Annotated in this window: 20 protein-coding genes and 2 pseudogenes; 9 read left to right on the top strand and 13 right to left on the bottom strand. The window is 54.1% G+C overall.

Features of this window, described 5'->3' with window-relative positions:
* Position 1: 1 nt before the first annotated feature.
* From LCF41_RS19190 to LCF41_RS19180, 3 genes and pseudogenes are all read right to left on the bottom strand, one after another.
* Positions 2-652, bottom strand: coding sequence for a hypothetical protein (locus tag LCF41_RS19190; RefSeq protein WP_225085925.1), 651 nt, complete (start codon positions 650-652; stop codon positions 2-4).
* Positions 649-1218, bottom strand: a complete 570-nt coding sequence (pilL2, locus tag LCF41_RS19185) for a PFGI-1 class ICE element type IV pilus protein PilL2 (protein ID WP_225085924.1) — start codon at positions 1216-1218, stop codon at positions 649-651. Before pilL2 ends, LCF41_RS19190 begins: the two co-directional genes overlap by 4 nt.
* A 326-nt stretch (positions 1219-1544) precedes the next feature.
* Positions 1545-1858: pseudogene (locus tag LCF41_RS19180) on the bottom strand (transposase); the annotation flags it as partial.
* Positions 1859-2053: 195 nt separating this feature from the next.
* Between LCF41_RS19180 and LCF41_RS19175 the strand changes: the two are divergent.
* The 6 genes and pseudogenes from LCF41_RS19175 to LCF41_RS19150 all read left to right on the top strand — a co-directional run bounded on the left by LCF41_RS19175 (position 2054) and on the right by LCF41_RS19150 (position 4985).
* Positions 2054-2911, top strand: coding sequence for an ATP-binding protein (locus LCF41_RS19175; protein WP_225085923.1), 858 nt, complete (start codon positions 2054-2056; stop codon positions 2909-2911).
* The gene (locus tag LCF41_RS19170; protein ID WP_225085922.1) at positions 2911-3132 is read left to right on the top strand and encodes a hypothetical protein; all 222 of its coding nucleotides are present in this window, start codon (positions 2911-2913) and stop codon (positions 3130-3132) included. The genes LCF41_RS19175 and LCF41_RS19170 overlap by 1 nt, the downstream gene beginning before the upstream one ends.
* 4 nt (positions 3133-3136) lie before the next feature.
* The gene (locus LCF41_RS19165; RefSeq protein WP_225085921.1) at positions 3137-3379 is read left to right on the top strand and encodes a hypothetical protein; all 243 of its coding nucleotides are present in this window, start codon (positions 3137-3139) and stop codon (positions 3377-3379) included.
* A gap of 3 nt (positions 3380-3382) precedes the next feature.
* Positions 3383-3760 carry a hypothetical protein gene (locus LCF41_RS19160; protein ID WP_225085920.1) on the top strand — a complete coding sequence of 126 codons (378 nt, stop codon included), beginning with the start codon at positions 3383-3385 and terminating at the stop codon, positions 3758-3760.
* Between the two features lie 12 nt (positions 3761-3772).
* Positions 3773-3862 (top strand): annotated as a pseudogene (locus LCF41_RS19155) (integrase); the annotation flags it as partial.
* Between the two features lie 181 nt (positions 3863-4043).
* Positions 4044-4985, top strand: coding sequence for a DUF2971 domain-containing protein (locus tag LCF41_RS19150; RefSeq protein WP_225085919.1), 942 nt, complete (start codon positions 4044-4046; stop codon positions 4983-4985).
* Positions 4986-5507: 522 nt separating this feature from the next.
* Here LCF41_RS19150 and LCF41_RS19145 read toward each other — a convergent pair.
* Positions 5508-5843, bottom strand: coding sequence for a hypothetical protein (locus LCF41_RS19145; protein ID WP_225085918.1), 336 nt, complete (start codon positions 5841-5843; stop codon positions 5508-5510).
* A gap of 210 nt (positions 5844-6053) precedes the next feature.
* Here LCF41_RS19145 and LCF41_RS19140 point away from each other — a divergent pair, with 210 nt between their 5' ends.
* The gene (locus LCF41_RS19140) at positions 6054-7046 is read left to right on the top strand and encodes a DUF4917 family protein (protein WP_225085917.1); all 993 of its coding nucleotides are present in this window, start codon (positions 6054-6056) and stop codon (positions 7044-7046) included.
* A 47-nt stretch (positions 7047-7093) separates the two neighbouring features.
* Positions 7094-8248, top strand: coding sequence for a hypothetical protein (locus LCF41_RS19135; RefSeq protein ID WP_225085916.1), 1155 nt, complete (start codon positions 7094-7096; stop codon positions 8246-8248).
* A 148-nt stretch (positions 8249-8396) separates the two neighbouring features.
* On the opposite strand, the gene LCF41_RS19130 is transcribed toward LCF41_RS19135, so the two are convergent.
* From LCF41_RS19130 to LCF41_RS19105, 6 genes are all read right to left on the bottom strand, one after another.
* On the bottom strand, positions 8397-9740 hold the full coding sequence (locus LCF41_RS19130; RefSeq protein ID WP_225085915.1) for a DUF4145 domain-containing protein: 1344 nt from the start codon (positions 9738-9740) through the stop codon (positions 8397-8399).
* 317 nt (positions 9741-10057) lie between these two features.
* Positions 10058-12337 (bottom strand): helicase-related protein, encoded by a 2280-nt coding sequence (locus LCF41_RS19125; RefSeq protein WP_225085914.1) that lies wholly within the window; start codon positions 12335-12337, stop codon positions 10058-10060.
* A 135-nt stretch (positions 12338-12472) separates the two neighbouring features.
* Positions 12473-13582, bottom strand: a complete 1110-nt coding sequence (locus LCF41_RS19120) for a DUF6094 domain-containing protein (RefSeq protein ID WP_225085913.1) — start codon at positions 13580-13582, stop codon at positions 12473-12475.
* A 71-nt stretch (positions 13583-13653) separates the two neighbouring features.
* On the bottom strand, positions 13654-14301 hold the full coding sequence (locus LCF41_RS19115) for a hypothetical protein (RefSeq protein ID WP_225085912.1): 648 nt from the start codon (positions 14299-14301) through the stop codon (positions 13654-13656).
* A 95-nt stretch (positions 14302-14396) separates the two neighbouring features.
* Positions 14397-15071 carry a DUF3275 family protein gene (locus tag LCF41_RS19110; protein ID WP_048255714.1) on the bottom strand — a complete coding sequence of 225 codons (675 nt, stop codon included), beginning with the start codon at positions 15069-15071 and terminating at the stop codon, positions 14397-14399.
* Positions 15072-15152: 81 nt separating this feature from the next.
* Positions 15153-16073: a DUF3577 domain-containing protein gene (locus LCF41_RS19105; protein WP_225085911.1), complete on the bottom strand. Its 921-nt coding sequence runs from the start codon at positions 16071-16073 to the stop codon at positions 15153-15155.
* A 375-nt stretch (positions 16074-16448) separates the two neighbouring features.
* On the opposite strand from LCF41_RS19105, the gene LCF41_RS19100 reads away from it, so the two are divergent.
* A complete protein-coding gene (locus LCF41_RS19100) occupies positions 16449-16772 on the top strand; it encodes an H-NS histone family protein (RefSeq protein ID WP_048255716.1) in 324 nt (107 codons plus the stop codon).
* 70 nt (positions 16773-16842) lie between these two features.
* Here the strand turns inward: LCF41_RS19100 and LCF41_RS19095 are convergent, their stop codons facing one another.
* The 3 genes from LCF41_RS19095 to LCF41_RS19085 all read right to left on the bottom strand — a co-directional run bounded on the left by LCF41_RS19095 (position 16843) and on the right by LCF41_RS19085 (position 19122).
* Complete coding sequence (locus LCF41_RS19095; RefSeq protein WP_250160541.1) at positions 16843-17616, bottom strand: phosphoadenosine phosphosulfate reductase domain-containing protein; 774 nt, start codon at positions 17614-17616, stop codon at positions 16843-16845.
* A gap of 194 nt (positions 17617-17810) precedes the next feature.
* Positions 17811-18176 (bottom strand): DUF3085 domain-containing protein, encoded by a 366-nt coding sequence (locus tag LCF41_RS19090; RefSeq protein ID WP_103182588.1) that lies wholly within the window; start codon positions 18174-18176, stop codon positions 17811-17813.
* Positions 18177-18324: 148 nt separating this feature from the next.
* The gene (locus tag LCF41_RS19085; protein ID WP_225085909.1) at positions 18325-19122 is read right to left on the bottom strand and encodes a GTPase; all 798 of its coding nucleotides are present in this window, start codon (positions 19120-19122) and stop codon (positions 18325-18327) included.
* Positions 19123-19259 lie beyond the last annotated feature (137 nt).

Below are 19259 nucleotides of genomic sequence, written 5' to 3'. Positions count from 1 at the left end.
ATCAGGGGATCGCCAGGCGGCGTGTCTGTCCGGCGCGGCTGAAAATTGCGGTGTCACCCTCAATGGCATCCAGTCGCCACTGGTCCACGGTTTCGCCGAGCGACACGAGCTGGATTTGGTTGGATGACAGTTTTCCGCTGGTAGGTGCCAGCGAGACCATGCGTTGTCCCGCACGCAGTTCCAGCCCCAAAATGCGGAACGGGAATGGCATTTTTCTGGGCGCTGTCGCTGTCGGACTGGCGGTGCTGTGGGTGGTTGGGGGGCTGGAGCGGGCAACGTCCTGTTGAGACTTCAGCCGCTCAAGCTCGTCACGAAGCGTTTGCACGGCTTGTGTGGAAGCCTGGTTTGCCTGCTTCTGCTCGATTTGAGCGAGGCGATTTTCCAGATTCTGCTGTAATTCCCGTAGGGCTGTAGCGCTGGCAGGGAGAGTGTGTGTTTGAAGTACCTGCATGCTGTCGGCCAGCTCTGTCACGCTTTCTTCCAGTACGCGAATTTGCTGCATGCTGGCATCGACCTGTTTACGTTCGGCGAGCTCGGCTATCGTGCGATAGCTCAGGCCGATAAAAACAGTGAGTACACTCAGCCACGCATAGATCAGGAACCAGGAGACTGCGGTGGCCGTGCGCTTCAGTCTTGTAGGTGCGTTGCTCATGGTTGACCTCCTGAGGGCAGGGCAGATGTATCTGCTTTGGCGGCTGGGAGGTTGCGGGGAACTGCACTGACTTCGCTATCTGTGCTGGCGCGTACAAAGCACACCTGCCGCACTCGGTCATCGACCTGCATATCCCACGCTGAGCCAGCCAGGGTCAGCAGAGCGTCACGTAGGATCATGGGCCCCATATGCAGGTGAGCGGCGGGGAGCGGAAGTGAATACAGTTCAATGAGGGGCTGTGCTGTTTCACAGAGCCGATAACCGCTGCGTTTGAGTACATGCCGCAGGCCATCACCAACAGTGGCGCGGGCGTCTTCGGGTATTGCCACGTCAATTACCTGTAGCAGCAGGTTGCGTTGCGCCGCATTGGGTGCCAGTTCAACAAGGGTATAGCGCCCGTAGCGTACGATTGGGATGAAGCCCTGCGTCGCGTCGGGAACTGGGGAGACGGCTTTAATGGGCGGTGAGGGGGGCGGGGCAGTGGTTGTTGTGCATCCGCTGCTCAAGGCTGCAATGATCAGCAGGTGACTGACGAACAGCCGCCGGGTTGAATGTGTGGGTGACATGGCTCAGCTCTCTGTTGCGATGAGCTGATACCTTCGTCTGATGCGTGGGTTTGATCAGCAAAGAATGCGGATTGGGTGCCTTCCTTTTTTTGCGTCGTTGACGCAGACGAAGTGTGGGGGGGGTCACGATGACATCAGTACCGCAATTGTCTGGACTACGACAAGGCTAGATGGACTTCCCCTCGTGTAGCTCCCATGGGGCTCTTGGAGACCGGGATTGCTCGAGGAGTCATCATGGCGAAGATCAAGATCACCAAGTCCGCGGTCGATGCGGTTCCCCCCAAACGTGGATATAGTGGCGTTCTGCTTCTTATGCAAAATTATCCCTGCGGGCCGCTCTCACACGTCGATTGCAGTGTGTGGTCATCTAGGATTACCACACTGGGCTGGCCTTGACGCTGTTGCACCACGCGTAATACCGAGCACAGGTCTGCACCAGCGCCTCGAAACAACCCGTTTGTAGCCAGCGCAGTGTTTGCTGATACACCGTCTCCCAAGGCGGAAAATCATTGGGCAACAAACACCAGGGCACTCCTGCTCGTGTCATCCAATGCAGCATAGTGAACATTACCCTCAACTCGTACTTGTGCAGTGGAGCCTATGCATCCATCCGCGTCAAATACGGTGCGGAAACGTCTATTCTTCATAACTCACATCGGTCAGGCAGGCGCGGCGCTTCGGCAACGATAACCCTCTGCGCCCAAGTTCATAACACGCTCTCTTGCGTCGATGGAAGTCGGAATGGCAACCGATGCTTCCGATGCGAGTTTTACTTGGGAAGAACCGGGCGGGTCGGGTTAGTATTGCGGCCTGCTCAGTAACCACGGAAAAAATCATGGATCCTGTTGTTCGAATCGACTCACACGAAATTGAAAAGAGGCTGTCTTCATCGTTTATCTATGGTAATGATTTGCAGCTAATCAGAATGCACAAACTCTGTGAGTTGACGGCCTCCCCGGCCTCTCAAGAGATGCTTGCAGCCTTGGACTTTCTGCCGACAATCTTGCTGTTCGGCCCGCCTAACACGGGTAAAACGACACTTGCATACAGGCTGTTAAGCAAGATTAAGGAGTCAAACAATAATGCTAATCTGTATTACTTGAATTTTCCCCAAGTGATGTCCGCTGAGTACGGGGAAACCTCGAAGAATATCGCTAGAGTCTTCGATTACCTGAGACAGAACACCGCTGACGACGAGTTCAAAATCCTCCTAATTGACGAGATCGACCAATTCTGCATGTCAAGGAGCAGGGCCAATGAGCACGACGCATCAAGAAGGGCGATGTCTGCCCTCATGCTGGAGCTAGACAAGATTCATCCCTGTAGCAATCCACGATTGGTCGTCATTGCCGCGACCAATGTCCAAGAAAAAATCGACAATGCCATTGTGCGGAGATTTTGCCTGAAGCTCAAAGTTAACGAGAAATTACAACGGGAAGTTTTCGAAGACTACATAAGAAAGCTGATTGGGTGCATTAGCAGCCTCGCGAGCAACATCAAGTTGAGCGATAACCAAGTCAACAGCCTGTACCAAGCTTACAGTGATTCGAATCTCACCATTCCTGACATAAAGGGCATCTTCAGGAACGTCGTTCTTGAAGATATTCATGATTTTGAAGTGTTTTTTTCACACCTAGATCATAGGTTCAGATTGGGGTACAGTTCTATCGACAATACACTGGGGGCAATTTGATGAGTGAAAATTTCGAAACAGATGAAGACCGGATGATCTATCATCTGGAACTTCATCGTGACACAATCAGTTGGCTGTGCAAAAAGTTGGACGAAAAGGGCATAAAAAATAAAAGAACCCGTGGCAACAGTGCCGAAGGCGACATCCTCCTGATCAAGCCAGAGGATGCGGAAATAGTCAGGCAAATGATTCGCGAGCTTCACAAGACCTTCAACGAGTAGTGTGATGAAAAGTAAAAAAGTGCTGCCACCCTCAATCGAGGTGAAAACTAACTATGTTCACAAAAGCGTCGTTGAAGATATGATCAGAAAACGAGAGGTCGCTGGCGTGGAACCTATTGCCATCCTGACAACAGTAAGGTTCTCTGGTCCAGCCATCGAACTGCTGGACAGTAGAGGTATCGCTTGGGCGGTCATCCCAGAGTCAGAGATCAGAAGCACGGAAGGCAAAGAACAGGAAAAGAAGTAACATATGAACATTCAAATCCATGTAGTTGATGAGAATAGCAAGGTACTGAAAACGCGAGTCTTCGATTTTTCAGACGCTCTATTCTTGCACTTTGCAAAATCGGAATTTTCCAAACTAGGGGTATCAGTCAAAACCTCCGTCATCCTTGATGAGGCACCGGCAGAACCAACGCTGGTGCGGCTTTCCCCGTTCGTCAGACAAGCGTTGGCTGGCTACCTCAAAGATTACTTGGTCGACCTTGTGAAGGAGTCCTTGGCAAAAATGGGGAATTCGCCCTCAAAACTCGAGTACCAAGAATACACAATGGACTTGAAAGAAATTCCTGACTTGATTCGGTGCATCGAGGATGACGAGTACACCCACCTTAATCGCATGGGTTGATCGTCATGAGCCATCGGCCACACCAAGTTAGAAGGCACGGTGCGATGCCTTGGTATTGAAGTCGACGATGTGCTTGAAATGGCAGAGCAGACAGAAGTGTGAAGTTTGCTTACAATTGAACAGCGCACCAGCTCAAATGGTCGCTGTCAGCCAAAAGCGGGCCATCCGTATCAACGCGAATGGATTTGGGTAGAAGGCTTTCATATCTCTAGGAAATAGAAGGCGATTGATAGTTGTGATAGCGTCTCACGTCTAAACAGACCACGCAGGTTCAGGAATTCGTATGGAGCGGGATTGGGTAAGAGAACTGATTGAAAATTTTTCCTCAGCCACTATCAGTGGCATGAACATCCCGAAGCTTATTAACGAAAGGCAACTGCATACGCCTTCTCGATTGTTCAAAATCAGAACCTGCAGTGACTTCGCATTCAAGAACCTAGCTGAAAAGACCCTCTATTTAAGCGTAGCCAATGAGTTCAATGATCCCTACGACACGGTTTTCTGGGCCGACTATCGAAAGATTGCCTCTGGGGAAAAGCTCGATGAATTGGGCTTTAGCAAGGCTCAGGTCGGCAGGGTGCTCGAGTCTAAAGACCCGAATTCATCTGCGATGGCACTGATTTCGGCTCAAGAGCCTCCCATCCCCAGCATTGAACAATGGCTCCATGAGGTTGAGGCTCTTGCGTCGAACTTCCATACCAGACAGCTCCCATGGCTCATTGACCAGTTCAAAAGCAGCTACAAGATCTGCAGCCTGAGCGAACGTGTGGATTCGGTGCTGATGTGGAGTCACTATGGCAACAACCATACCGGGTTCGCCATGGAGTACGATTTCACAGGCCTTCATCGAAACCACCTTTCGACACTCACGCTTTGGCCCGTTGCATACACAAATCAACTGTTCGACGTTACACACATTCTCAAAACTCAGCGTCGGGACGAGGATTTTAACGCGTTTTATGGCATCGTAGCCTCATTGTGCAAGGCCATCGATTGGCAGTACGAGCGAGAGTGGCGCTGGGTTGTTCCAGACGGTAGTGAGGCCAAAGGTTTTGACGTCGATGCCCCCCTGAAGGCCGTTCATCTCGGCGCTAGAATCTCAGATCCTAATGCCCTCAGGATCATGAAGATTTGCAGTGAAATTGATATTCCGGTCTACAAGGTCAGGCTGTCACCTCACGAGTATCAGATGATTTCGGAGCCTCATATTCCGGCAATTGAATGAGAGGCAGAATCTCGAGCTCCGTCAGCCCTTTAGCATGTCGTAATCATCACGTCTTACGTGGTTAAATCTGTTGCCACTTGTGCGGTAGCAATTGATCGATCTCACTCGCCAACTGTCGGCCGGTGCGTGAACACCACTGCTACATACATCCTTCAGGGTTTTGTGGAGGGCATAGCGATCCAGGAAAGAGAAATCGCTCACATCAGTGTCGTTGAACCAGTGAATCACGCTCGTATAAGCCACACTTTCCACCCACTGCAGGCTGTCATCTTGAAAATCACTGCAATAGCTCCACTTGACAGGTCTAGTTCGACTCACATTCTGACTTTGGTATCAGAGCTACATGCAGATTTGATTATCCTTCCTGGGTACTGGCACAACACACCCTCAATTACTCGGATACGCAAAACTCTTCCAAAAGATGCATGGGCTTTCCTTGAGTCAGGAGAAAAGCTGCATTCATCGCCCATTCTAATTTCTTCCTCTGCCACAATTAGACTACCTCGACAGGTATTTGGTACATCACCTACAAAACAGCAGCTTTTTGACCTCGAATCCTGCTTTGCTCACCGAACAGTTCAGATCGGGCAGCAACGTGTCTCCTTCATCTTGTGTGGTGAAATCAATGCCTTTCAGGTGGATGGGATCACGAAGTCTGGAATTAACCTTCCTTTCGACATCCTGATCAGCCCTGCGCACTTTGTGATGGGGCGCTGGCATATCCTCGGCCGAAAGCTCAGCACGCTCTCCCATCGAGGAGTGGTTGTTCACGTAGCTAATAACCATAAGAATAGTGACAGACTCACAACTGATGTTCGTATCTATGCTGGAGGCCGGCAGGTGGGAGAGCGAATCCATAATGAGTTTGCTGCCTGGTGTACGTACGACGTTCCAACGGTGAGTCAATAATATCGTTGCGTTGATGCTGTCCGCTATCGGCCAAAAGCTGGACTACACCATTTTTTGCTGTCCAGATGCTATTTAAGGGGCCGCAGGAAAGTGGTAAAACTGTGTTTGAAGATCAGCCTTGAAGTTAGGGCCGAGCGTTTTGAAGCAAGGGAAGGGGCTATGCCATACGAAATTCGTAGATGGGAAGATATTGCCGGGGACTTCGAGCGGGGCACCGTTCTGGTCGGTAACGGCGCAAGTATCGCGGTTGATAGAGGTTTCGGGTATGAGGCGCTTCTTCAAGAGGCGCGCCAACGGAGCTTGCTAACTGCTCAAGTAGAAGATCTTTTTAGGTCATTCACTACGAACGACTTTGAGTTGGCTCTGCGGCTCGTTTGGCATGCAACCAAGGTCAATTCTGCGCTCCAGATCCCAGACGACCTCACCCGTCAGGTTTACCAGGACATTCGCCGAGCGCTCATTGATACAGTGCGTGCGGTGCATCCTGTGCACGCCGATGTGGCTGAACGCCTTCCTAGCATGTATCGCTTCCTGAAGCAGTTCAGCACGGTTCTGTCGTTGAATTACGACCTGCTTGTGTACTGGACGATGACCTACGGGCTAGACCTGCCGGACCAGCACCAGTTCAAAGACTGCTTCTTGAATGGAAACTTTGATGACGATTGGAAGCGCTTCAGGAGGAGCATTCGGGAACAGACCAATACGCTGGTTTTTTACCCCCACGGCAATCTGGCTCTGCGTCGAGATGTGTTGGACAGAGAAGGCAAAATTCACGACCAGGGCGATGGGCTTCTCGGGGCTATCCTGAGTGCTTGGAACACTGGCAATTACATCCCCCTGTTTGTGAGCGAAGGCACGTCAGCGCAGAAATTATCGGCGATCCAGAACAGCTACTACCTATCCACTGTGTATCGGGAAGTTATCCCCTCGCTGGAGGGAACCCTTACCATCTTCGGCTGGGGAATGGGTGAGCAGGAAACGCACTTACTTCAACGGCTTGCGCAAGCAAATGTGACTCAGATTGCGTGTTCGGTACACCAGGGTAATCAGCAGTTCTGTGAAACCGCGTTTCGGATCCTCAGAGATCGCCTGGGCGAGATAGACGTTGTGTTTTTTGACAGTGCGAGCGCTGGGTGGGCAATTGGCGCTTAGCGCCCACCCGGGTGCGGCAAAGTAGAAAAAGGAATCGAGATAATTTGATGATGAAGAAAAAGCTGCAACTAGCACTCAACAAGTACCAGCCGATCCCTCATACTCTCCAAGGGAAGAACGCACAGAGCGTGAAAGCGGTGATTGATTTGGATCTTGCCGCTCTGTATCACCACTATTACCTCGATACCTACGGTATTCAGCCCCTGTTTCCAGATCCTGCTCAGTTTGAGCACATGAGATTCTTGATGCCTGATGATAAGTTTCGATTTCAAGGTGAGGGTTTGGGCGCATCAACCAATGCCAGACGGGGCAAGTCCAGCGAGATGGGGCAGGCATTCTGTCGCTGGTTTCTGCATGAGCATGTTGGGATTAAGTACTTCGCCCATTTGGATGGTTTGATCGGTAACCCCAGCAATAATGTGCGCGGGTTTACCGTACAGCGCACCGCACCAAACGATATCCCTGACTACCTGTGCAGTGACGGGGCGGGTTCTGTCGTGCTTGCCGAGGCTAAGGGACGCTACACCTCGGTGGGGTTCCATACGAAAGAGTTTGAACGTTGGCGGAAACAGTTCACGCGGGTTCAGGTGTTGGACGTCAAAGGCCAGGCTGTCAGGGTGAAAGGCCATATTGTGGCTACCCGCTTTGCAACCGAGTCTAAGCCTAGGGTTCAGACCAAGCTGTTTGCAGAAGATCCAAGCACAGAGGGCCGGGAGCCGATATCGGGAGAAACCGCGCGCAACCTCTCTGGACAAATCATCGGCAGCCATTACGGTAATGCGTTGGAGAAGATCGAGCAACCCCATCTGGCTCTAGCCATCCGAAGATCAAGGCGTTTAGAGTGGCAGAGCAGAATTCTAGTAACCGTCTGGAAGTTCGCCTTTGAAGACCAGCAGCGGTACTTCGTAGGGTGCTACTACGAAAAGGATACCGACCCGTTAGTTGACTTAAAAGGTGTGCAGATCACGCACCGCAGCAGGAATCCCTTCAGGCTGGGGGGGCATTCGGGGACATTTGTGGGCGTCGAGCTTTCGGTCTTCGAGCATTTGGTTAAGGTCGCTAGAGGTGATAGACGTTTGTTGGATGATCTCCCAGAGGTCGAGCCCGTTAGGGATCTCTACAGCGGGCTAAGCATGTTGCGCGATGGCTCAGTTATCGGACCGTCGTCAAGGTTCATACCTGTCGAATTAGCAAGTTACTAAGCACGGGTTGATCGTTTCGATTAATCCTGAGAGTGGCAAAGAGCCCCGCTCGAATGGTTGCTTATATATGGCCGAAAGCAGCCAGAAACAATCGATAGCTTTCAGCCAGACGCAGCCATCCACGATGATTTCGATCAATCCGGCTGCGTTAGGCACCACAGCATCTCTTGTACTTTTTACCTGATTTGCAAGCACAGGAGTCATTTCTCCCTTGCTTTGGTCTTTCAGGTTGTTTTGGCATGCTGAGTAATATGTCTAAGAAATGTGCCTGTAATTCTTTGTGAAGTTTGTCATCTACAGCAAGATTGAAGTAATGCGCCGCTGATTCATGACCCGCTTCCGCAGCTGCTTTTAAAAGCGCTTTACCGCGCTCTTTGTCCTGAACAAGCTCTTTGCCTTCATAGAGGAACCGTCCAAGCAGGTATTTGCAGTGTTCGTCTCCGCTATTAATGCCATTTATAAAGCTTTGTTCAGCCAGATTTTGAGAATAGTCGGAGTAGGATTTTTCCAGATACAGCAACCCAAGTCCTGCATGTGCCGAGATTTTCCCTTTTTTCAAGGCATGTGAAAAAAAGCCAAAGGACTCAACGAACTTGCTTTCCTCACGTAGCCAATTACCGTATTCAGGCAGAGCATCGGTATAGCCTCGCTTAGCTGCGGCCTCCAAGGCTTTAACGCCGCGTTTCTGGCTTTCCTCGCCTTTTGACTGGTAAAAAGTAAGCTGAGAATACCGAAATAATGCTTCTGTATTTGCGTGTTTAAACAGAAATGCCTCTTCCCCGCCCATTTTGTGAATCTCGATCTGGCTTTTTAAATCAGCTCCAGCGCTGATCACGCATGCAGCCCAGTACAGCTCTGCCGCCATTTTTTGAGTTGTTTGCTTATGCGCGTATTGGCTATTCGCTATGATTAATACTCCTTTGGGCAAGGGAGCCAATGATTGTGCCTCCAGAATCAAGCCCGCAGCCATCTTTGCCTCGAAGTTCACTGATGAAATAGCTTTCCAAAGCGTTTGCTGACTATTGATGATGTCGCCGATGTCCACGATTGTTATCTCTGGCAACTCCTCACCTTTGTTAACCAAGAGAAAAACACTTTCGAAGATTCCCACTAGCGTTTTACGGGCAGAAAGTGCGCTTTCCAAATTACCAGCACCTCTTGCTTTACTGGTATCCTCTCCACCACCATTTACATCGCCATTTGTTAGCTTGGCATGAACCACTTCATTTCCAAGCTGACGGATTCTATGTAGCTCAGTGCGCAAGTTATGGTCGATGATCTGGCATTTGGACAACTCTTGAATGGAGTTAAAAAGGTCTGAATTCTCCAGATCAATGCCAGAATGCTCGCCTAGCTTTTGCGTCAAGTGTTCGACTACGATTCGGAAGTTTGTTTTCGCATAGTCTGGATAGGCCGTCATCACGTCTAAAGCGCGGCGGTATGCATCCCCTGCTGCCGGTACAAGGTCGATGCAAAGTTCTACATCAGTCATTTTGCGCCTAATACCTTTCCTATTCATATTTTCTCTTTTTTCACGTGGCCTGCGGCAATTTGACCATACCTAAATAAAACGGTACACCGTTTGTTCTCATAGTATCTAAGCGGATAGATTCCAGTGACTGCAAAAGGTCGAAAACAAGCATCTTCCTTTGCATCTGGTGTTGTGCCTTCTTTGTTTTAAATGGTGCGCGAAGGAATAGGCTACTACGACGAACAAGCACGCTGTCTCTGGGCAGTTTTCACCACCGCAGCGCAACGTGTCATGTGAAAAAAACCGGCATCCTTGCGGGATACCGGCAAACAAGAACATCAAGCCGCGACAAGTTGCCGGGCCAGGGCGACTTCAATAGAGTCGCCATCTTGATTAAGCACATCCAATCCTGACTCAGGAACGTCTCCCGACGTGCTCTGAGAGACCAGAATCTTCTTCGCCATCAGGGCCAGGCACGTCATCTGCGATGTGGCTGCATACCCCAGGTAGATCACCTTTACAGGCTGCTTCTGGCCGATACGCCAGGAGCGTCGTGCGGCCTGCTGCAGTGTGTACACGTTGTACCCTGATTGCATGAACACAATCGTGGGGAACTCCAGAAGATCCAGCCCTGTTTTGACAAGCTCCGGGTTGGTGATGAGGACATCAATTCCTCTGTCGAGCTGTTCTGCAATCCAGTCTTCACGGCGGCTGGCATCGACGCTGGTGCGCAATACCGCAACCCGAAAACCTTCTTGCTCCAACAGCATTTTCAGCCTGCTGGTGGTATCTCGCGTGCCTGTGTAGACGGAGTAGGCCAGGATCTTGCGCCCCTCTGCCTTCTCCTGCTTGCAGATGTCGATCAGTTCCCGCTCCTTGGGCATCACCTGCAGCTCGTTGAACTGGGCCGGGGTGAATGCCAGTACCTCTCGCGTGCGCGGGTGGCGCACGGTTTCGGTACGAAAGCAGCAGTCAGACCAGGCCAACAGCACATTGAGCACCACGCCCAGCAAGGTGGTGTCCCGCTTACGCAGGGCTTCCTTGAGCTGACTCGTCAGGCTGGCAGCGAGCTTGCTGTAGGTATCACTTTGCTCGGCATCCATCTCGACTTCCCTGAACTCTTCGTCATACGAGGGCAGTACGCCACCAATATCCCGGAGTTTGAGGAAAATCGTGAAGGGCAGAACGCAGCGCAGCACGCCCTTGGGGCCGAACCCCGGCGCTTTGACGGTTCTGACGGTGACCTTCGAACCTTTTGCAGTCTTGTGGGCCGGGCCGTCGCTCTCGGAATAGATGTCCTTGAGGACGCCATGATCCCGCATGAATGCCATGGCCGCAGTGTTCATGCTGCCGTTGGTACTCGGTCGGTAGCCGTCTTCGATCATACGTCCGGGCAGTGCCCGGAACAGCAGATAAAAGAGATCGGAAGCGTAGCCACCCATCAGCGTGCCGGTGAGCAGCAACGTTTTGCGGGTTTTGGCCGCAATAACGCCCATGGCCTGACCCTGTGCGGAACCGCCTGTCTTGTACTCGTGGGCTTCGTCAGCGATGAGCAAATCGAACGTGCTTTGCGGCAGATACCGCTTCACAAATTCGCTGGGTTGATAGCCGCCCTCACCGAAGCCGAACTCCATACTCGACATGGCGCGTTCCATGCGCTGAGCCTGCCGGTCTGAAAAGACCAACTCCCCCCGGTTGTCCATCAGGTTGATGAACTGGTGGAAGTTGTCCCCAAGCATCGAGGCCAGGAATGAATCGCCGAAGGTCTTCATCAGCTTGGCCGCCGTGGCTTCACCAATGGTCGGAATGCGTTTCAGCGCCCGCAGTACTGCTGCGGATTGATCGCTGCCTGACAAACTGCGAGGTCGCATCAGTGTCCAGAGAGCACTTTTGCAAACGCCACATTTGCGACGCACTTCTTCAGCGTCGAGTTCCAGTGCGCTGACTGGCTCGCCATCAAGGGTGTTAACCATGGTGCCGCAGTGTGGACAAAGCCCAACGGTGCCGTGACGGGTGCGTTTGCGAACGAACGCGGGCTTCCAGTGGAAGCCCATTCGCATGCGCACACGGCCAATGATGAAAAATTCCTGTCCATCGGCTGGTACGTTCAGTTGCTCGCGCAGCTTGATCAGTTTGAGCAGCGTGTCCGGGCCGTTGAGCACCCAGACTCTGGCTCCTGTGACGGTTTCGAGAATCTCCCGCCGCCATTTATAGACCAGGTGTGGTGGGCTGAGGACGAGTGTGCGGCGATAGCCTTCCGCATTGAGTACCGCCGCCAGCGCGATGCCGACGGTGGTTTTTCCCGTCCCCATCTCACCATTGACGATGGCCGCGCGCTCGCCCTGGTTGACGAGCAACTCGGCCGCTGCATGCACGACCTCGGCCTGGGCGGGGAACAACTGTCGCTTGAGACTGGCGAGAATGCGTTGTCGGTTTGCACGTGGCACACCGTTGTAGACTGGTGGATTGGCCCGGTTGAGAGAGTCGAGCAACTCATCCCCGAACTCGCTGACAAAATCCTGCAGACTGATAGAGAGTTCGTCGTTCGCAGGGTCGAACAGATCGCCTGTCTCGGGCGATGGCGTGACGGCAGGAGCCGCTTCGATTTGTATGCTCATGGTGATGCTCCAAAAAATGGGGCATGCACCGCCCAGGGGCGATGTATGCCCCGATGGGTAAGAGAAATGAGCTGGTGTTGAACTCGGGTTCAGTGGCCAGCAGTGTGTAGGTGATACTGCTTCCCCTTGCGGGGATTAATGGATGGTGAGAATCCGTCCCAGCGTGGCTGAGTCGGGAGACAGGTCCCATGCTCTGATGACGGGCACGAACTTATCGGTGAGAATGCGCGTTTCGGCGATTGAACCGTCATCGCGTTCGCAATACTCGGTGCTCGTCGCTTTCTGCTTGTAGGTGTCGCCCTTGACGGCAAGCGTGCGGCCGCTTTGGGACTGCACGACACCGGAGATCGCACCCGCCGCCAGGGCTAATGCCAGGTGCCATTCAGATAAAGCCCGAGCAGGCGCACGCAGCGATTGCTGCGCAGCACCGAGGTGAGTCTCGAACGCCGGCCACAAACCTCGCAGACGCTGTACTTCTTCGGCGAACTGCATCGGCTCCATGCTGATGCGATAAAAATGCTCGGGTTCGGCCTGGGTGCCTGGCACGATATAGGGAAGCGACGTCCACTCGGGCGGCAATTCCTCTGCGTCTTGCTCTCCCTGCCCAATTTGCAACAACCGGGCGCGGGTGGATTTCACGTCTTCACTCGCCAGATCACGTTGGCGAATGCGACGACCGAACAGCACCACTTGCTTGAACTGTGTATCTACCGCACGGAAGATTTGCAGGTCGGCGAAGTGGCGTGTGAGCCAGCCCACCATTTCCTGATCGAGCACATAGAACGGAATGATAAAAACGAGAATGCCGTGGTACTGCAGCAAGGGCAGCGTCCGCTGGTAGAACAGCTTTTCCAGTCGGGGCCGGCCTTTACCGTCGTAGCCGATATTGCCGTTGGCATCTCTGGATAAGTCGCCGTACGGTGGATTGAGCCAAAGCAAGCCGAATGCCTGACGCGAGATGAGGGTATCCATCAGGTCGGCATGGATGCAGTGATCGACCAACAACCGTGCATGGCTGGCGCGCTCCTGATCGTACTCGACAGCGTACGAACGGGTGTGATCAAGCCCGAGGGCATGGGCGGCTTCGGCAATCGCAACGCCTTCGCCGGCACAAGGGTCAATAATGCACATGGGCTCATTGCCGGGAGCCAGTGCGTCGAGTGTCCGTTCGAGCGTGGACTCATCGGTAGGGTAATAGCCATTTTTGGCAAAATTTCTGGCGAGCCGGGGAAACATGAGTGCCATAGGGTTCTCCTGTCTGGCGGTGATGAAAGAACGTGCAGGTGCCTGGTAAGGCAGTGCCTGCTGTGGAACGATCAGACCACCGCGTGCGGTGTCCAGATCTGTGACGGGTATGGATAGGCTGTGAGAACACCGTCGCGGATAAGCTCGCCCAGCGCGTCGGTGAGCGCTGGCACGTCCAGTCCAAGGCGAAAGCCCCGCAGTGGCCCGAGGGCGACCGGTAGCTCATGGAGCATGTCGCGGCTGCGCAGCCACTCCAGCACCGGCGTTTGCCAGTGGTCGAGCAGCGGCAGCGGACATGTATCTTTGACGAGTTGCCACAAGCGAACAGTCGGTTCAGCAGCAGAGCGCGGCAATAGTGCCAGTGCGCTGGCTGTGCTCTTGTCAGGGCAGATGCAACGCTGGTCGAATAGCCACAGGTTGGTGAGCGATCCAAACAGTGTGCGGCGATAGTTGCGGGTCAGGCGCTTTTCAAGGCGTTCGACCGAAGGGATGAACACTGGCACAGAGCCGCCGTGCTCTGTGATGAGGTGAAACTGGTTCAGCCCATCGTCATCGCGGCCCAGTGTGAGTCGTGCGATAAATTGCTGGATGGCAGTATCCCGCGCCCAGATTGAGACAAAGACCAGATCGCCATTCTCGCGGCAGACGCAGGCATCAGCCATCAGGTCAGTACATTCGTCGATACGGAACAACGGTTGCTGTAATGAAGATTCGGGCATGGTGGTGTCCTCAATAAAAAATTGAGGGGCAACACTGCCCTTGGGGCCGTGTTGCCCCGAAGGATGGGAAAAGCGCGCAGCGGTGGCTGGAGGAATCAGGTCACCAGGGATTCAGACTGACGGTTCCACTGCTGGGCCGTGGCGTCGAACACATAGCTCAACTGGCTCAACCGCGCGACTTGCAGGCGCAACGTGCGACGGTCAATGGTTGCGTCCAGCTTCACCGACTCACCCAGCGGCCAGAGGATGCCGAACAATGCAGCATCATCGCTATCGGGATTGTCCGAGGCCGCTACAGTCGCGGAGGGCGCATCGACGCCGAATGGCGTGGTGTCGACCAGTGGGTCCTGGGTGGCTTGCACAGGGGCAGGCCTGGCCTTGGATTTGGATGTTGCGGTTGGCGTGGGTACGGGTTGAGTACCCGATTCCTCATCAAGCGGATCGACATCCTGCGTGGCGAAGGCGCGAGCCTCTGCTTTGCTGAGTTTGTCGATACCAGACAAGGTCATGCCATCCAGGTTGGCCCGGATTTCGAATCGCATGCCGTCGCCGACAGGATAGGCTTTCGGATAAATATATCGAATCGCAAACTCACCCTCATATTTCCCTTCGGGATACTGCTCCAGTTCGGGATCTTTGACATGGAACAGCCCAAGGTGGGTGGTGAGACGACCAACAGTGAATCGGCCATTACGACCGGATATTGTGCGGATTGCGAGTTGGCCGCGAACGATGATGGGGGGAGCGGATTGAACGGCTGCTGTAGCCATGATGAATCTCCTGAGATGCGTTGTATTGCCGACAGACCTGAAAAAGAGACAAGACCCCACTGTGAGGTCCTGTCGATCGGCTTAGTGTGACGTGGCGAGAGCGGGCTCTTCTTCTACCGAGGATTGCGCTTCAGGTTCGGCTGTGCCGGGTGTCGTAGACGGCATATCCACGCTGTTATCAGGACTGTCTGACTCAGTGGATGCCGCCGTGGCGTGCCCGGAAGAGGGAGTCTGACTGGCAGTGGGATAGACCAATTGGCCATCGATCTTGATCAGGCCAATATGGATTAGCTTGGACTCCAGACTCGCTGCCGGCTCACCGGCATGCTCGCCCTTCGTGCGAAGGTACGGATCAGCTTTCATGTCGTTGAGACGAAAGGCCACCAGAACCTTGCGCTCAGCCTCGACGGCCTGCACGCAACGGCGCACCAGATGTTGAGCCTCCGGTGTGGTCACTATGGTGTTGATGTACCGATACTCCGGTTCTTCGACAGGCCCGGCCAGCGCACCGAGGGTGCATGCGAGGAACGGGTCACCGTTCTTCGGTGTGACATCTTTGGGCCGATTGAGGTAGCCAATGCCCCGAGTGACCAGCTCGTACTGTTCGATTATGTGCAATGCAACAGGGTCGATCAGTTCAGCCTTCAAGAGTCGTCCCTTGAGGCTGGCTGCCGGTTCACCCTTGCGCTCACCGCTGGGGCGAATGAATGCATCACTCCACAGATCCCCCAGCCGGAACTTGATCATCGGACGCTGCTTTGGATCATCAATGCCGACATAGTGTTCGACCAGTTTTTTAGCCTCGGCACCTGTGACTTTGACATCAAAATAGCGGGTGGCCGGTTCTTTGGCGGAGCCGACCAGCGCGGCGATGGTGCAGGCCAGGAAGGGTTGAGCACGTCGGCCACCCCGCACGGGAACTTCCCGTACACGCTGCAGACGACCGTAACCTTCAGTGTGCAGATCGAAATAGGCCTTTTCGCCTGAAGTAGAATGAGCCATGGTGAAATCTCCATTGAAAATGAAGCGGAGACACACCAGGCCCGATGGCGAGGGTGTGTCACCCCGCGATGGGTTGATAAGGCGGATGCATCCACTACCGGTAAACCGGTGGTCGTTCGCGTGAGGATGCTGTGCGAACTGGCTCGGTCATGCGGTTTTTGCCGCACCGCAACCTTGGGGACCGTGGTTGCGTGGCATGTCGCTGACAACGTCAGCAAAACATGCGGACAGACTGCCCGCGCCTCCACGCCGGCGCGACGAGAAATATGAACTGGAGCCGTTCCCTATTTTTGAGATGCCATTCCTCTGGAAATGGCAGTCGTGGTACAAACGCGTACTTAACGACTTTCTGCATCACCCATGGAGGGAGAAATAATGTCGATTGATTTGCAGGCGCTGTCCGCAGCCGAATTGAAGAACCTGATCGCATCCGCACAGGATCAACTGGTCAAGGGAGAACGTGAACGCGTCAAGGCCGTTCGCGAGAAAATTCTGCAGTTGCTGGAAGGTGAAAATCTGGAGCTGGAGCAGGTCTTCCCGAACTCTAAGCCCAGTCCTCGGGTAAAAAATCCTGTGGCTCCCAAATATGCGCATCCTGATAACCCAAGCCTGACCTGGAGTGGTCGAGGCAAGCAGCCGAACTGGTTCAAAGAGGCGCTCGCGGCAGGCAAAACGCAGGAGCAGTTGTTGCTGTCCTAACCGTTATCCAAGGGGCACCTGATCAGAACAGACCGAAGTCAATCAGGTGAAATCTCTCCTGCGGCGCGATTTAATCGCCACAAAAACAGGCCACCGCATCTTCGGTTGAGTCGAACAGATCACCCTGGTTTGCGGCGAAGCGCGCCAGATCGGCATAGCTGGGACCGTCAATACGAAACCGTGTGCCACTGGCTTTGCTGGCCAGATTCAGTGATTCCATGCGCATCCACCATATGGCGGCTTCCGGTCTGGCCTTGATGAGGGCCAGTCGCTGCCCTTGTGGCTTGAGGAAGCACAAATCGCAGTTGCCTTCGAGTGTGCGGCCTTTCACGGTCAACAGTTCCAGATCGAAAGGCTGTGCCTGCCAGAACGCACTGACCTCGTAGACGCTGATGTGTGCATCGGCCAATGGCATGCACATCATTTCATGGCTTGATTCCGTGGAGTGACCACGCGCCCGGATTTTGGCGACACGCCGTTGTTCGTCGGCGCGGATGCCAATGAATTGATCCCATTCCGTCCAGCCGAGGCTGCGCAGGTATTTATGCATCGGCCGGATTTTCAGGCTGGTGGTGCAGCCCCGAGCAACGGGGTTAGGCAGGTATTGGCGCTTACGGATCAATGCCTCGAAAGGCTCACCCTGGCGGCTGGCAGTCGCGAAGTCGACCTGCGTGAACCCCGGTTCGGCGTCCTGATATTCGAGCCAGAGGATAGGGATTTTCCAATGTGTGGCGCAGTCGCGCACGAAGCGCAGGGTAGCTTCGACTTCTTTGCCCGTGTTGGCGAAGCAGACAACGGTATCGGCAGGCAGGCCGCAGTTGGCCTGTAAAACGCGCCACAGCATATAGGCACTGGTGCGGCCACCGGAAAAACTGATGCAGGTCGGGGTGTCAATCTTGAACGGGTCGCGCATGGGGGCGTCTCCAGGGTATCGCTGGTGGAATGGCCCGTCGTGGGCTGAGACGAATGCGCGTCAGTTGCGGAGATGCTGGCGTGAGAGGAAAGAAGCCCCCATCAGGGGGCTACGGAGGACGAGAGTCAGTGGCTATCGGAGTTTGTCGCGACAACTTGCAGGAAAATCTGTGTTGCGGTAGCGGACACTTCGAGATCGCCGGCACCATCCAGGATGCCGGTAAACACCCTGTCACCAGGTTCGAAAAATTCGCCAAAGTCGTCGCCACCGAACTCAGCGCGTGAGCGCTCCCACCAGTCGTCGAAGGGCGCAACGTCAGGGTTGCAGCCAATCGCGTAGGCGATCAGCTTTTGACGCCCATCGGGATGGCGTTCACCATGCTCGGCGAGCCAGTAAACACCCTGATCCTTGACCAGAATGATGCGGCACTGATTGGCAACCGCTTCGGCGATGACGGGCCGCAATTCGGCTCCTTTGAAGCGTAAAGTCATACACGTTACTCCTGAGAGGATGGTATGCCGGGCAACACAGTGAAGAAGCGTTGTCCGGGGCGGGGGATTGGTGCGTATCCCGGTAGAGGCGCGGTAAGTAAACGGGGCTGGTCAGATAACCTGCCGTATAGACGGGCTGTCTGTCGCGTCATGACTTGCGCCGCAGCGGCTTTTGAATGGTGCGCACACGTATGCGACGCCAACTGCCATCGTCGATCAGCCTGAGCAATACGTCTCCGAGGGTATCGAAGAACACACCGTCAACCCGTTCGACCAACTCTCCATCGTGGCTCAGCACGACGGCATAGAGGTCGTCGGCGCGTTCGTATTGCACAGTGACGCGGCCATTGAATTTCGCCGTGCTTGTGTTGAAGCTGATAGCTGGTGGTGTAGCGATGATGTCCTTGGGCAGTGGATCAACCCAGGTGAAATCTCGCGCACCCGCATCAACCAGCAGATGCGTAATCCGACGAAAACCATCCGGTGCCGGCAGCTCCTCCAGTTGCCTGATCAGTTCCTGTAACTCCGGGCAGCGGGGTTGCGGGATCGGCAGTTTGGTGGGGGCGGAGCCGAGTACATACGTCTGGAGCTTGTAGGGCGTGCCATCAGCGGTGTATTCGGTGCGCTCTTCGGGGGTGTCTGCGCGAAGACCGTCGAACCGATGCCGTGCGTAGGGTTCGACCTGCACCCTGGCTCCTTCGTCGGGATCTTCGGTCACGAGCGTCCGGTCAAGCACGGCGAACTCGATTCTGCCCGTCTTGACGACAATGGCATCCTCCGTCCTGGCGATGATCTTTCCTTCAAAAGGCTTGGGATCAATGTGAAAGCCCAGTGTCGACACCTTGGGCTGGCCGTCAAAAATGTTGAACCTGAAACTGCGGGCATTGGAAGGAACGTGGTCACGCACCAATGACTGCATCTGATTGCGAATGGTTTGATGATCCATGGGAAAGTCTCCAAAAAAAGGAGCTCCCCAGCCACAAGGGAGGAGAGCCCCTATGGGTGGAATGAGAAAATAACGAAAGCCAACACACCGTCGGCGTGTCGCAGTCTTGATGGCCTTGACTGCCTGGGATGTTGCCA

It is taken from the genome of Pectobacterium colocasium (assembly GCF_020181655.1).
Lineage (GTDB): Bacteria > Pseudomonadota > Gammaproteobacteria > Enterobacterales > Enterobacteriaceae > Pectobacterium > Pectobacterium colocasium.
Note: the sequence above shows the minus strand (reverse complement) of the source record. Positions and strands in the feature narration are given on the sequence as shown.

Excerpts from the sequence above, each read along its gene's own strand:
- LCF41_RS19150 (WP_225085919.1), top strand. The coding sequence starts at position 4,044 with ATGGAGCGGGATTGGGTAAGAGAACTGATTGAAAATTTTTCCTCAGCC.
- LCF41_RS19190 (WP_225085925.1), bottom strand. The coding sequence starts at position 652 with ATGAGCAACGCACCTACAAGACTGAAGCGCACGGCCACCGCAGTCTCC.
- LCF41_RS19160 (WP_225085920.1), top strand. The coding sequence starts at position 3,383 with ATGAACATTCAAATCCATGTAGTTGATGAGAATAGCAAGGTACTGAAA.
- LCF41_RS19115 (WP_225085912.1), bottom strand. The coding sequence starts at position 14,301 with ATGCCCGAATCTTCATTACAGCAACCGTTGTTCCGTATCGACGAATGT.
- LCF41_RS19175 (WP_225085923.1), top strand. The coding sequence starts at position 2,054 with ATGGATCCTGTTGTTCGAATCGACTCACACGAAATTGAAAAGAGGCTG.
- LCF41_RS19165 (WP_225085921.1), top strand. The coding sequence starts at position 3,137 with ATGAAAAGTAAAAAAGTGCTGCCACCCTCAATCGAGGTGAAAACTAAC.
- LCF41_RS19100 (WP_048255716.1), top strand. The coding sequence starts at position 16,449 with ATGTCGATTGATTTGCAGGCGCTGTCCGCAGCCGAATTGAAGAACCTG.
- LCF41_RS19125 (WP_225085914.1), bottom strand. The coding sequence starts at position 12,337 with ATGAGCATACAAATCGAAGCGGCTCCTGCCGTCACGCCATCGCCCGAG.
- LCF41_RS19135 (WP_225085916.1), top strand. The coding sequence starts at position 7,094 with ATGATGAAGAAAAAGCTGCAACTAGCACTCAACAAGTACCAGCCGATC.
- LCF41_RS19105 (WP_225085911.1), bottom strand. The coding sequence starts at position 16,073 with ATGGCTCATTCTACTTCAGGCGAAAAGGCCTATTTCGATCTGCACACT.
- pilL2 (WP_225085924.1), bottom strand. The coding sequence starts at position 1,218 with ATGTCACCCACACATTCAACCCGGCGGCTGTTCGTCAGTCACCTGCTG.
- LCF41_RS19130 (WP_225085915.1), bottom strand. The coding sequence starts at position 9,740 with ATGACTGATGTAGAACTTTGCATCGACCTTGTACCGGCAGCAGGGGAT.
- LCF41_RS19090 (WP_103182588.1), bottom strand. The coding sequence starts at position 18,176 with ATGACTTTACGCTTCAAAGGAGCCGAATTGCGGCCCGTCATCGCCGAA.
- LCF41_RS19170 (WP_225085922.1), top strand. The coding sequence starts at position 2,911 with ATGAGTGAAAATTTCGAAACAGATGAAGACCGGATGATCTATCATCTG.
- LCF41_RS19095 (WP_250160541.1), bottom strand. The coding sequence starts at position 17,616 with ATGCTGTGGCGCGTTTTACAGGCCAACTGCGGCCTGCCTGCCGATACC.
- LCF41_RS19120 (WP_225085913.1), bottom strand. The coding sequence starts at position 13,582 with ATGGCACTCATGTTTCCCCGGCTCGCCAGAAATTTTGCCAAAAATGGC.
- LCF41_RS19110 (WP_048255714.1), bottom strand. The coding sequence starts at position 15,071 with ATGGCTACAGCAGCCGTTCAATCCGCTCCCCCCATCATCGTTCGCGGC.
- LCF41_RS19140 (WP_225085917.1), top strand. The coding sequence starts at position 6,054 with ATGCCATACGAAATTCGTAGATGGGAAGATATTGCCGGGGACTTCGAG.
- LCF41_RS19085 (WP_225085909.1), bottom strand. The coding sequence starts at position 19,122 with ATGGATCATCAAACCATTCGCAATCAGATGCAGTCATTGGTGCGTGAC.
- LCF41_RS19145 (WP_225085918.1), bottom strand. The coding sequence starts at position 5,843 with ATGGATTCGCTCTCCCACCTGCCGGCCTCCAGCATAGATACGAACATC.